This window comes from Haloechinothrix aidingensis (assembly GCF_013450155.1).
GTDB lineage: Bacteria > Actinomycetota > Actinomycetes > Mycobacteriales > Pseudonocardiaceae > Haloechinothrix > Haloechinothrix aidingensis.
On sequence record NZ_JACCKD010000004.1, the window covers coordinates 15,542 to 28,246 of the forward strand.

The 12,705-nt window shown below is 70.2% G+C and carries 11 protein-coding genes; 2 read left to right on the forward strand and 9 right to left on the reverse strand.

Annotated elements, in window-relative coordinates; genetic code table 11:
* The first annotated feature begins 8 nt into the window (after positions 1-8).
* Positions 9-1,061: a quinone-dependent dihydroorotate dehydrogenase gene (locus H0B56_RS11395; RefSeq protein ID WP_180892999.1), complete on the forward strand. Its 1,053-nt coding sequence runs from the start codon at positions 9-11 to the stop codon at positions 1,059-1,061.
* Between the two features lie 42 nt (positions 1,062-1,103).
* Here H0B56_RS11395 and pspM read toward each other — a convergent pair whose 3' ends face one another.
* The 5 genes from pspM to pgsA all read right to left on the reverse strand — a co-directional run bounded on the left by pspM (position 1,104) and on the right by pgsA (position 4,937).
* The gene (gene pspM / locus H0B56_RS11400; protein WP_180893000.1) at positions 1,104-1,925 is read right to left on the reverse strand and encodes a phage shock envelope stress response protein PspM; all 822 of its coding nucleotides are present in this window, start codon (positions 1,923-1,925) and stop codon (positions 1,104-1,106) included.
* A 32-nt stretch (positions 1,926-1,957) separates the two neighbouring features.
* Entirely contained in the window at positions 1,958-2,833 is an 876-nt protein-coding gene (locus H0B56_RS11405) for a PspA/IM30 family protein (RefSeq protein ID WP_180893001.1), read from the reverse strand.
* A 441-nt stretch (positions 2,834-3,274) separates the two neighbouring features.
* A complete protein-coding gene (locus H0B56_RS11410) occupies positions 3,275-3,700 on the reverse strand; it encodes a helix-turn-helix domain-containing protein (protein WP_180893002.1) in 426 nt (141 codons plus the stop codon).
* Between the two features lie 103 nt (positions 3,701-3,803).
* Positions 3,804-4,289 carry a CinA family protein gene (locus H0B56_RS11415; protein ID WP_180893003.1) on the reverse strand — a complete coding sequence of 162 codons (486 nt, stop codon included), beginning with the start codon at positions 4,287-4,289 and terminating at the stop codon, positions 3,804-3,806.
* Positions 4,290-4,304: 15 nt separating this feature from the next.
* A complete protein-coding gene (gene pgsA, locus H0B56_RS11420; protein WP_180893004.1) occupies positions 4,305-4,937 on the reverse strand; it encodes a CDP-diacylglycerol--glycerol-3-phosphate 3-phosphatidyltransferase in 633 nt (210 codons plus the stop codon).
* Positions 4,938-5,225: 288 nt separating this feature from the next.
* Here pgsA and H0B56_RS11425 point away from each other — a divergent pair, with 288 nt between their 5' ends.
* Positions 5,226-5,735: an amino-acid N-acetyltransferase gene (locus tag H0B56_RS11425; protein WP_180893005.1), complete on the forward strand. Its 510-nt coding sequence runs from the start codon at positions 5,226-5,228 to the stop codon at positions 5,733-5,735.
* Positions 5,736-5,754: 19 nt separating this feature from the next.
* Here H0B56_RS11425 and H0B56_RS11430 read toward each other — a convergent pair whose 3' ends face one another.
* From H0B56_RS11430 to H0B56_RS11445, 4 genes are all read right to left on the reverse strand, one after another.
* On the reverse strand, positions 5,755-8,247 hold the full coding sequence (locus H0B56_RS11430; protein WP_180893006.1) for an FtsK/SpoIIIE family DNA translocase: 2,493 nt from the start codon (positions 8,245-8,247) through the stop codon (positions 5,755-5,757).
* A gap of 105 nt (positions 8,248-8,352) precedes the next feature.
* Positions 8,353-9,987, reverse strand: coding sequence for a ribonuclease J (locus H0B56_RS11435; RefSeq protein WP_219632713.1), 1,635 nt, complete (start codon positions 9,985-9,987; stop codon positions 8,353-8,355).
* A gap of 65 nt (positions 9,988-10,052) precedes the next feature.
* Positions 10,053-11,069 carry a 4-hydroxy-tetrahydrodipicolinate synthase gene (gene dapA, locus H0B56_RS11440; RefSeq protein WP_180893008.1) on the reverse strand — a complete coding sequence of 339 codons (1,017 nt, stop codon included), beginning with the start codon at positions 11,067-11,069 and terminating at the stop codon, positions 10,053-10,055.
* A gap of 66 nt (positions 11,070-11,135) precedes the next feature.
* Positions 11,136-12,686, reverse strand: a complete 1,551-nt coding sequence (locus tag H0B56_RS11445) for a serine/threonine-protein kinase (protein WP_343063859.1) — start codon at positions 12,684-12,686, stop codon at positions 11,136-11,138.
* Positions 12,687-12,705 lie beyond the last annotated feature (19 nt).

The following is a 12,705-nucleotide window of genomic DNA, read 5'->3' on the forward strand; positions in this document are numbered from 1 at the left end:
TGGACGGCGTGCTGTTCCGGTCGCTCATCCGCCCCGCGCTGTACCAGCTCGCAGGCAGGGACCCCGAGGTCGTGCACGACCGCACCCTCGCGGTACTCGCCGGGCTGAGCAAGATCTCCCCTGTACTGGCCGGGCTGCGCCGTGTCTATGCCGTGGACGCGCCCGTGACCGTGTGCGGGATGCGCTTCCCGAACCCGGTCGGGCTCGCCGCCGGCATGGACAAGGACGGCCGTGCGCTGCACGCCTGGCCCGCCCTGGGGTTCGGGTTCGTCGAGGTCGGTACCGTCACCGGCCGCGCGCAGCCGGGCAACCCGAGGCCGCGACTGTTCCAGTTGCCCCGCAGCGGGGCAGTGATCAACCGCATGGGGTTCAACAACGCGGGAGCCGAGGCGCTCGCCGAGCGGTTGGCCACCTCCGGTAAGCCCGCGGTGCCGCTCGGTATCAGCATCGGCAAGTCCAAGGCCGCCGACCTGGACGGTGCCGTGCGGGACTACACGGCGTCCCTGCGCGCGCTGCACCGGTACGCGGACTACATCGCCGTGAACGTCAGCTCGCCCAACACGCCCGGTCTGCGGCGGCTGCAGGACAGGGGCGCGCTCGCCGAGCTGCTCGGCGAGCTGAACGCCGAAGCAGGCAGGCTGGCACGACCCGGCGACAGGCAACGCACCCCCGTGCTGGTCAAGGTCGCCCCGGACCTGACGGAGGACGCGCTCGCCGAGCTGCTCGATGTCTGCTCCGAGCACGGCGTTGCCGGCCTCATCGCCACGAACACCACCCTGGCGCGCGACGGCCTGCACCCGGCCGAGACACGGACCGGTGCCGAGCCCGGCGGGCTGTCCGGAGCGCCGCTGGCCGCCCGCGCACGGGAGGTCGTGCGCTTCCTGCACCACCAGTCCGCCGGCGAGGTACCCATCATCGGTGTCGGCGGCATCGCCGACCCGGACGACGCGCTACGCATGCTGGACGCCGGAGCCAGCCTCGTCCAGCTCTACAGCGGGTTCGTCTACTCGGGTCCCGCCCTGGTGCGCGGCATCAACACCGCGATCGCGCGCAACGGCTGAGGCATCCCGGGCCGCGGCCCTACCCCCGTGCCGGGGACAGGGCTAGCCGAGCTCACGCAGCGCGATGGCCAGCCCCGCGAGGTGGTCGGTAGCCTCCACCAGCGACTGCCGCGTGGCATCCTGCCCGGTACCGGTCGCGGCGACGACACGACCCGCTGCCGCGATGAGGCTCCCGTAGCCCTCCAGGCCGTCCTCCAGCTGCTCGATGAGGGTCCGCACCGCGGCATCCAGCGCCGCGCGTTCCGAATCCGGCGCGGCACTACGGGCGCGCTCGACGGTCACGATACGGGCCGCGAGCTCGCGTAACGTCTGCGCGGCGTCTGCCGCCGTCGCGCGCACACCCTCCACCGTGCCTGCCGGCAACGCCTCGCCGGAACCGGGCTCACCCGGGGGCAGCTGATCCAGCAGCTCGGCGAGCGAGGACTCCGCACGCGCGAGCCTGCGCATCGGCTCGTACGCCGCCGATTCGGCAGGCGGCAGCGCCGCGTGCGCACCGGCCGAGCGCGCGGGCGAGGCCCGCAGGCTCCGCAGTCGCGCTCCGGAACGCACGGCGAGGGCCCCGGAGACGATCGTCCCCGCCATGGCCAGGAAGGCGGCCACGGTCACCTGGGCGGCATTCAGCACGGCCACGACCGAAGCCAGCGCGCACAGCAGCGCGACGACGGTCCATACCCCGAGCCCCCGCGAGGCTCGCCGCTCCCGGCGAGCGTGCCGTGCGGCGGGGTCGTTCCACCGCGCGAGGGAGTCCCGGATGTCGGCGATCACCGGCCGAGCCGAACGCCCCTGCGCCGGTGTCGAACCGTCCGGGCCCGCGGGGTGGGGTGAGCCGACGGCCCGGCCCCCGCCCGGGGGCTCGCCGGCCATCCGGTCCTCACCCGACATCGCTACGCCCCGATTCAGGACTGGTTCTGCTGCTCGGCCTCGACTCGCTTACGGATCTCGTCCTGCACACTCGAGCCCGCCTGCGTCGAGTCCCCGCTCGACGAGCCCGCGCCCGACTCGATCGAGGCCGGAGCGTCCTGACCGGAAGAGACCTGCCCCTGCTCGGACCCGCCGTGCATCGAGGCGCGGATCTGCTCCAGCCTGCTGTGCCCGGCCAGCTGCGTGGTCGCCTGCTCCACCTCCATCATGCGCCCCTGCGTCGAGTTCTGCGCGAGCTCGGCCGAGCCGAGCGCGGTCGAGTACCGGGACTCGATCTTCTCGCGCACCTCGTCCAGCGAGGGCGTGTTGCTCGGCGCTGCCAGCTGGGTCATCTGGTTCAGCGAGGCAGAGACCTGCTCCTGCATCTTCGCCTGCTCGAGCTGGGACAGCAGCTTGGTGCGTTCCGCGAGCTTCTGCTGCAGCGCGTGCTGGTTGCGTTCCACGGCCTGCTTGGCCTGGTTCGCGGCCTGCAACGCCTCGTCGTGCAACGTCTTGAGGTCCTCGATGCCCTGCTCGGCGGTGACGAGCTGGGCCGCGAAACCCTCGGCCGCGTTCTCGTACTCCTTCGCCTTCTCCTCGTCGCCCCGCCCGCGGGCCTCCTCGGCCAACGTCAGTGCCTGCCGTGTCGACGACTGCAGCTTCTCGACCTCGGCGAGCTGGCGGTTCAACTTCATCTCCAGCTGGCGCTGGTTGCCGATCACCGAGGCGGCCTGCTGCGAGAGCGCCTGGTGATTGCTCTGGGCCTCCTCGATGGCCTGCTGGATCTGTACCTTCGGATCGGCGTTCTCATCCACCTTCGCCGAGAACGCGGCCATGAGGTACTTCCAGAACTTCACGAACGGGTTGGCCATCTCCTCCGCCTGCCTTCATGTCTGCCGGTCTGTCCCGACCCGGTTCCCTCGTCGCTGCTGGGTGTGGGCCCGCCACCGGCTTACACGGCGTCGCACCCACAGTCGGGCGGCCACAACCGCCCACGGCGCCGGAATGGCCTGCCCGAGGCCAGCCGTACACGACCCGCCGGGTCTCTTTCCATCGTGTCAGGTCACGATGCCGCGTTCCAGATCACCCCGGGATATTTCCGGGCATACCCTGATCTTGCCCCCGACGGTCGCGGCGCGGCTAGGTCGTGTCTCTTAATCCCCTCAGTCCCGAGCGGGGATCAGCGTGGTGGCTGGCAAGACCGAGGAGCCGCCGGTAGTGGTTTTCACCCGGTAGGGACGAGCACGGTCGAGAACGCCGCCAGCCGCCGCGCTGGCCCCGCGCAGCAGGTAAGTGGGATTGAGAGACACGACCTACACGACGACGGGCGCCACTCCGGAACCGTGAATCGTCGACCTCAGCGCGGGACCCTGCGCGCCGGCGGACAGCGAGAAGTCGGTGCCGTCGCCACCACGCGCCCCGTGCTCCTCGGCGTGCGCGCGGCCCGTCTCGGCACCGTCCATCTCGGCACTCTCGATCTCGGCACCGTCGATCGCCATCGAGTCCAGCACGGACACGTCCGAGGCCACGGTGTGCAACAGGTCGGCGAGCGGGAGGTCGAGCGCCGTGCAGATAGCCGCGAGCAACTCGCTGGAGGCTTCCTTCTGCCCCCGTTCGACCTCGGACAGGTATCCCAGGCTCACCCGTGCGGAGTGCGAGATCTCCCGCAACGAACGATGCTGGTTGGTGCGGGCATGGCGAAGGCGATCACCGATCGCCTCGCGCAACAGCACGGTCATCGCGGGCCTCCCTTCCGGCGACGCATACGACGCCAACACTACCTACAGTGAACCGAGCGCCGCATACCTCGGCCAATGCTTCCGCCCAGGGCGAACGCACAGTTCAGGCCAGTTGTTCCCGCAGCACCCCGACGGCCGCTCGCACGGCGTCGGAGCGAACCCCCGCGCGGTCGTGCGCGGATGACAGCGAGCGGTAGGTGTACACCCCCGGCCCGGCGACGCCGAGGTACACGCTGCCACTCGGCACACCCTCGTGCGGGCCCGGACCCGCGACACCGGTGACACCGACACCCCAGTCCGCCCCGCAGCGTTGCCTGGCGCCGGTGGCCAGCGCGAGCGCGATCCGCGGGTGCACGGTGCCGTACCTCTCGAGAAGCTCGGCGTCGACGCCTGCCAGCGTTCGTTTCAGCTCGGTGGCGTACACGACCAGCCCGCCACGGACCGCCGCACTCGAGCCCGCCACCGAGGTGAGCTGCGCGCATACGCCACCCCCGGTGATCGACTCAGCGGTGGCGACGGTGTGTCCGAGATCACACAGGCGCGCGATCACGTCGGCCGTCTCGCGGTCGCCGGAACACGGCTCGCTCATGCCTGCCATCGGCGACTACTCGTCCACCGCTGTCGGGTCGTCGCCGTGCCGCGCCCGCGAGCGCAGCCGCACCGCGCGGACCACGTAGTCGAGGCCGGTCAGCACGGTGAGCACCACGGCGATGCCCATGGCCACCCAGCTCACCGGGTCCAGCACGTCCGGCAGCGGCAGCAAGTACAGCAACAGCGCCACGATCTGGGCTGTCGTCTTCGCCTTGCCACCCCTGCTCGCGGGGATCACCCCGTGCCGGATCACGACGAAACGCAGCAGCGTCACACCGAGCTCTCGCGCTGCGATGACCAGCGTCACCCACCAGGGCAGCTCGCCGAGCACGCTCAGGCCCACCAGCGCGGCACCGATCAGAGCCTTGTCCGCGATCGGATCGACGATCTTTCCGAAGTTGGTGATCAACCCGTGACGCCGCGCGACCCAGCCGTCCACCTGGTCGGTGATGGCGGCCAGCCCGAACAGCGCCGTAGCCACCAGCCGCCAGCCGTAGCCGTCCTCGGTACCGGCGAACAACGCGACGAGGAACAGCGGGACGAGGGCCAACCGCAGGATCGTGAGCACGTTCGCCACGTTGACGGTCGACACCACCTCGCGATGGTCGCCGTCACCCTGCCCCTGGGGATGGACCGCGTCACTCACGAAGCTGCCCGCTCGTCGCTGCCGGCACGGACACGGGCGGGCCCTGCGCCGCGTCGGCCGGCGACCGGCGCGCACGAGAGCGCTCCCGGGGGGCCGATGTCGCGGCAGCGGCCGCGAAGGCGGTGGAGTCGCACCGAACCGGGGAGTCGCAATCGTCGCGCAAGCACATCGATCAGGGTAGCCCCCATCCGGCGCGCCGTGTACGTGCGTGGCCGCCAACCCGGATTCCTCGCGCGCAACGCCCCGCCGCGGCGTCGTGGCCGGGACGCGGCCAGATAGGTTGGCCCCGTGCCCGACACACACGATCACATCACCGTGCGCCGCGCCAGGATCGCCGACGTCCCGAGTATCAAGGCCCTCGTCGACTCCTACTCCGGTCGCGTCCTTCTGGAGAAGGAGCTCGTGACGCTCTACGAGGACGTGCAGGAGTTCTGGATCGCCGAGCTCGACGGAGCCGTCGTCGGGTGCGGCGCGCTGCACGTGCTGTGGGAGGACCTCGCCGAGATCCGCTCGGTCGCTGTGGACAGGTCGCTGCGCAGGCACGGCGTCGGGGACCTCATCGTCTCCCGCCTGCTCGAGCTGGCCACCGAGCTGGGCCTGCCGCGCATCTTCGTGCTGACCTTCGAGACCGAGTTCTTCGCCAGGCACGGCTTCGTGCCGATCGACGGAACGCCGGTCTCCGCCGAGGTCTACGAGGAGATGCGCCGCTCCCGCGACCCCGGTGTGGCCGAGTTCCTCGACCTGCCGTTCGCCAAGCCCAACACGCTGGGCAACACCCGCATGTTGCTGGAGTTCTGATCACCGGCAGCGCCGGTGATCACTCTTGCTCGTCCGGCTCGGCAGGGGCACCGCGGATGAGCTGCATGGCCGACTCGACGTCATCGGGTTTGACCAGCACTTCCCGTGCCTTCGAGCCCTCGGACGGGCCGACGATACCCCTGCTCTCCAGCAGGTCCATCAGCCTGCCGGCCTTGGCGAAGCCGACGCGGAGCTTGCGCTGCAACATCGACGTGGAGCCGAACTGCGAGCTGACCACCAGCTCGGCGGCCTGCAGCAAGACCTCCAGGTCGTCGCCGATGTCCTCGTCGACCTCCTTCTTCTCCGCGGCCTTCGCGGCCGTGACACCGTCGGTGTAGTCGGGTTCGGCCTGCTCCTTGGTGAACGCCACGATGCCGGAGATCTCGTCGTCGTCGACGAACGAGCCCTGGACACGCACCGGCTTGCCGGACCCCATCGGCAGGTACAGCGCGTCTCCCATCCCGATGAGCTTCTCCGCGCCCTGCTGGTCCAGGATGACCCGCGAGTCGGTCAGCGACGAGGTACCGAACGCGAGCCGGGACGGCACGTTCGTCTTGATCAACCCGGTGACCACATCCACCGAGGGACGCTGCGTGGCGAGCACGAGGTGGATACCCGCGGCCCGCGCCTTCTGGGTGATCCGCACGACCGCGTCCTCGACGTCGCGGGGCGCGGTCATCATCAGGTCGGCGAGCTCGTCGACGATCGCGAGGATGTACGGGTAGGGCCGGTACTCACGCTCGCTGCCCGGTGGTGCGGTGAGCTCCCCCGCGCGCACCTTCGCGTTGAAGTCGTCGATGTGCCGCACCCGGCTGGCCTGCATGTCCTGGTAGCGCTGCTCCATCTCCTCGACGAGCCAGGCCAGCGCGGCCGCCGCCTTCTTGGGCTGTGTGATGATCGGGGTGATCAGGTGCGGGATGCCCTCGTACGGCGTGAGCTCCACCATCTTCGGGTCGATGAGGATCATCCTGCACTCGTCCGGTGTCGCCCTGGCCAGCAGGGACACCAGCATCGAGTTGACGAAGCTGGACTTACCCGACCCGGTCGAGCCCGCGACGAGCAGGTGCGGCATCTTCGTCAGGTTCGCCGTCACGAAGTGCCCCTCGATGTCCTTACCGAGCCCCATCAGCATCGGGTGCGAGTCCTTCACGGCCTCCTGGGACCGCAGCACGTCGCCGAGGTGCACCTTCTCGCGGTCGGTGTTGGGTACCTCGATGCCCACCGCCGACTTCCCCGGGATGGGCGCGAGCAACCGCACGTTGTCAGTGGCCACCGCGTAGGCGATGTTCTTCGTCAACGCGGTGATCTTCTCGACCTTGACCCCCGGGCCGAGCTCGACCTCGTAGCGGGTCACCGTCGGGCCTCGTGTACAGCCGGTGACCTCGGCATCGATGTTGAACTGGTCGAGCACTCCCCGGATCGCCTCGATCATGGCGTCATTGGCCTTGCTGCGGCCCTTCGGGGCGTCGCCCTTGGTCAGCAGGTCGAGCGTGGGCAAGGTGTAGTCGCCCTCGACCGTCCGGGTCACCTTGATCGTCGGGTCGGAGTCGACCTTCTCCGTCGACTTCTTCTTCGACTCCTGCTTCGTCTCCAGCGTCCCGGACTCGTTGCGCTTCTCCTCGGCGGAGTCGGCGACAGCGGGCAGCTCGGCGGTGTCCCCACCGGAGCCGGTCGCCTGGCGCCTCCTGGCAGGCTTGCGCAGCCGCACCGCATCCGTGTCGCCCTGCACCTGCTCCGTGGCCTGCTTCCTGGTCGCGCCCGCCGTCCCGGCGCCCGTCGAGGACGTCTCCTCGGGGTCCTGCCCCCAGGTACGCAACCGGTGCGGGATCTGCCGCACCGGAGTCGCGGTCAGCACGAGTACCCCGAACGCCAGCGCCAGCACCAGAAGCGGAACCGCGACCCACCAGGTCACGCCGCGCGCGAGGAACTCCCCGGACAGCCAGCCGACCCAGCCGCCCGCGTGCATCACGTCCTCGTGGTCCTGCGGCCGCCCCAGGAACAGGTGCGCGAGACCGAGCATGGCCAACGTCATCATCAGCGAGCCGATCACCAGCCGGGGCCGCGCATCCGGTCGCGGCTCGGTGCGCATCAGCAGCACCGCGATCGCCACGAGCACCATCGGCAGGAAGTTCGCGCCGGCGCCGAGCACGCTGCGCGTGGCGATGTCGACCCAGTCCCCCACGGGGCCGGCCGCACGCACCCACACGCCCACGGCCGCGACAAGCGCGAACGCGATCAGGCCGAGGGCGATGCCGTCCCGGCGGTGCTCGGAGTCCAGCTCACGAGTGCGGCCGAGGGTGCGAGCGAGACCACCGATCCCCTTGGCGAGCATCGTCCAGCCGCCACGCATCGTGCGGCCGAGACCTCCCGACGAGCGGGTCTGCCGCTTGCGCGCGGTGTTCTTCCTGGTGCTGGAACCGGACCGTGCGCCGCCGCCGGTGTTCCGCGAACGCGCCTTACCGCCTCCCGCTCGCGAAGGGTTGCGCCGTTTCGTACCGGTTCCGCTGGCCATACCCTGTGTGTATCAGAATCGCCCGGTCGTGTGCGGCCTGACAGGCCGTCCCCGGCGAAGGACGCTACGAGAACTTCGCCACGGCCGCCGTCACTCGGCACACTGCTAGACCGAGATGACCGTGGGGACGATCATCGGGCGCCGCCGGTATGTCTGGGCGACCCACCGGCCGACCACGCGCCGCACGGCCTGCGCCACGCGATGGGTGTCGACGATTCCCTCCGCCTCGGTGCGCGACAGCTCCATCTCGATCATCGGGACCACGTCGTCCAGCGCCTTCGGGTCGTCGGAGAACCCGCGGCCGGATACGGTCGGTGCGGACACGGCCTTGCCGGTGTTGTGGTCGATCGCCACGTTGATCGCGATGAAGCCGCCCTCGCCGAGTATCAACCTGTCGGACAGCGTCGACTCACTCACGTCGCCGACCGATAGACCGTCCACATAGACGTGACCGACCTCGAAGCGCCCGGTGCGGCGCGCCTTCCCGTCGACGAGGTCCACCACGACGCCGTTCTCGGCGATCGCGACGTTGTCGGCGTCCACACCGGTCTGGATCGCGAGCTCGGCATTGGCGCGCAGGTGCTTCCACTCGCCGTGCACCGGCATCACGTTGCTCGGCCGGATCGCGTTGTAGAGGAACAACAGCTCCCCCGCCGACGCGTGCCCCGAGACGTGCACCTGGGCGTTGCCCTGATGCACCACGTTCGCACCCAGCCGCACCAGCGCGTTGACCACCCGGAACACCGCGTTCTCGTTCCCCGGGATCAACGAGCTGGCCAGCACCACCGTGTCACCGCGGCGCAGCGTGATGTTGCGGTGCTCGGCGCGGGCCATCCGGGACAGCGCGGAGAGCGGCTCGCCCTGCGACCCCGTGGACACGAAGATGACGTGCGACTCGGGCAGCCCGGCGGCCTCGTCGGCGTCGATGAGCAACCCCTCCGGAACCTGCAGGAACCCGAGGTCGGCCGCGATGCCCATGTTGCGGACCATGGACCGCCCCACGAACGCGACACGCCTGCCGTGCCGCTGCGCGACGTCGAGCACCTGCTGGACGCGATGCACGTGGCTGGCGAAGCACGCCACGATCACCCGCTGCTGTACCTGGTTCAGCGTCCGGTCCAGCACGGGGCCGATCTCGCGCTCCGGCGTGACGAAGCCGGGGACCTCGGCGTTGGTGGAGTCGACGCACAGCAGGTCGACGCCTTCCTCACCGAGACGCGCGAACCCCGCCATATCGCTGAGCCTGCCGTCCAGCGGCAGCTGGTCGAGCTTGATGTCGCCGGTGTGCAGCACCGTACCGACCGGCGTACGGATCGCCAGCGCCAGCGCGTCCGGGATGGAGTGGTTGACCGCGAAGAACTCGAGATCGAACGTGCCGATCGTGCGGCGCTCCCCCTCGCTGACCTGGATCAGCGTCGGCTTGAGCTTGTGTTCCTTGCACTTGGCCTCGACAAGGGCGAGCGTGAACCGGGAACCGTACACCGCGAGGTCGGGTCGCATCCTCAGCAGGAACGGGACCGCCCCGATGTGATCCTCGTGGCCGTGCGTGAGAACCAGGCCGTCGACCTCGTCGAGCCGTTCCTCGATCGCGCGGAAGTCCGGCAGGATCAGATCCACACCGGGCTGCTCGTCCTCCGGGAACAGCACCCCGCAGTCCACAATGAGCATACGGCCCGCGAACTCGAAGACGGTCATGTTCCGCCCGACCTCGCCGATACCGCCGAGCGCGTAGACGCGCAGGCCGCTGTCCGGCGCCGGAGGAGGAGCGCTCGACGGCCCCGGTCCGGTTGTCTGGTTGTTCTCACTCACTGTCGAATGTTCCCCACGCTAGTGTGTGTCGTCGGTGTCACGTACGCGGCCTCGGAGTCGGTGTGCGCGACGCGTGCGGCGTGCCAGTCGGACTCCTTCGTCCCGAGCGGCACACCTGCCTGCGTGAGATCGGCCGAGATCGCCTCGACGACGTCCTCGCTCGCCGGTACGAGGGGCAGGCGCGGCTCACCGATCTCGAAGCCGCGCAGACGCAACGCGGACTTGGCGAAGACGACGCCACCGACCCGGGAGAACGCGCGTAGCACGGCAAGCATACCCCGGTGGTTCGTCCGCGCCGTCGAGGTATCACCGTTCTCGTAGGCCTCGATCATCGCGCGGATCCGGCCCGCGACGACGTGGCCGATCACGCTGACCACCCCGGCCGCACCGACCGAAAGCCACGGCAGGTTCAGGGCATCGTCGCCCGAGTAGTAGGCCAGCTGGGTATTGGCGATGACCTCGCTGCCCGTCAGCAGGTCGCCCTTGGCGTCCTTCACCGCGAGGATGCGGGGGTGCTCCGCAAGGCGGCGCAGCGTGTCCACCTCGATCGGCACGACCGAGCGGGGCGGAATGTCGTAGAGCATCACCGGCAGCTCGGTGGCATCGGCGACGGCGGTGAAGTGCGCGTGCAGCCCCGCCTGCGTCGGGCGCGAGTAGTACGGGGTCACGACCAGCAGGCCGTGCGCCCCTGCCTTCTCGGCCTCCCTGGCGAGCTCGACGCTGTGCGCGGTGTCGTAGGTGCCTGCTCCGGAGACGACGGTGGCGCGGTCCCCGACGGCCTCGACCACCGCGCGCACCAGGTCCGCCTTCTCGCGGTCGCTTGTGGTCGGGCTCTCCCCCGTCGTCCCGTTCACGACGAGCCCGTCGTTTCCCTGCTCCACCAGATGCTCGGCGAGCTCACCGGCGCGCTTGGTATCCAGCACCCCCTCCGAGTCGAACGGAGTGGCCATGGCAGTGAGTACACGACCGAACGGTTGACCTGGGGCTGCACTGGGGAGTTGCGTGGTCGGCATGCCCTGACGTTACCTCGTGGGTCCAACGGCTTCCTGGGCACCTTCGGGTGTCGGGCCGGTGTGCCGCTACTGCAGGTACCGGCTGACGCGCTCCTTCAGCTGACCGCCGTCGCGGTGCGTCACGACGCACGCGACCCAGTAGAAGCCGTCCGGCTCGCCCTCCTCGTCGGTCTCGGTCCAACGCCCCTCGGTGGGGATGATCGCGCGGTAGCTCAGCACCTCGGACTTGGGCCGGTCCTGGTACTCCGCGACGACCGCGTCGGAGTAGAAGCCCGTCTCGCACCGCTGCTCGGCGTAGTCGGCCAGGGCCTTCTCGCCCGGATACTCGGGTACGACGTCCCCGTAGTTCCAGCTGGGGCCGGTCACCGCCTGCGCGGAGTCGTAGACCTCGTAGTCATGGGGTTCGTCACAGGCCACCTGGTTCTCACCGGTGAGCCGGTGCCCTTCGGCGAACCGGCCGAAACCGCAGATGCCGCCGGTGCGCGTATCGAACCCGAACGTGATGTCCCCGTCGGCTCCCCTGGTCAGGGTGGCGAGCCGGGCTTCGTCCTGGCCCGGGCTGCCGAGCCAGTACCCGAACACCGCGCCCGCGGCGAGCAGGGCGGCGGTTACCACGACGGCTCCGGCGACGGTCATCCCGCGTTTCGCGGGCGAGGTCCGCGCCGCGGGAGACGACGCCGTGGCTCCCGCGGTGCCGATCATCGTCGGCGCGGGCTGGGTGAGGGTGGGGTGACCGTCGGGCGGTGTCGAGGCCGCGGCACCCGACCGCGCCATGGACAGCAAGCCCTGCGCCTGCTCGGCGGTGATGCGCCCGTCGGGGCCTGCGGCGAGCAACCCCATGATCGCCGAGGCCAGCGGCCCGTGCACGCGGGTCAGGTACGGGACCTCGTTCATGATCGCGTGCAGCGTCGCCGCCGTCGACGCCCGCTCGAACGGCACCACGCCCTCCACGGCGAAGAACAGCGCCGCGCCGAGCGACCACAGGTCGGATGCGGGGACAGCCTCACCCCCTGCCACCCGTTCCGGAGCCATGAACGCCGGTGAGCCGACCAGCGCCCCGCTGGTCGTCAACCGCGGGTCGTCCACGGCCTGGGCGATCCCGAAGTCGGTCAGCTTCACGCGGCCGCCTGCGGAGACCATGATGTTGCCTGGCTTGACGTCCCTGTGCACGATCCCGGCGTGATGCGCGGACCGCAGCGCGGACAACACCTGCTCGCCCACCGCGGCGACCTGTGACGGCGGCATCGGCCCGTGCGCGGCCACCAGCTCCGACAGCGTCGGCGCTTCCACCAGCTCCATCACGATGAAGGTGGCCGTGCCTTCGGTGATCACGTCATAGACGGTCACCACAGCGGGGTCGTTCAACCGCCCGCCGGTACGGACCTCCCGCAGGATCCGCTCGGCGAAGGTGCCCGCGTCGCGCTCACCGTCCGGTAGCCGCAGCTCCTTGACGGCCACCTCGCGGCCGATGACCGAGTCCCGCGCGCGCCACACCACGCCCATGCCGCCACGCCCCAGCTCGCTGGTCAGCACGTAGCGGCCCGCGAGAACCCGGTCTGCGGCGCCGCCGGTAGCCTGCTCGGTGCCGTCCCCTGGCTGTCCCTGACTGCTGGTCACCGCACTCCTCCCAGTTCCA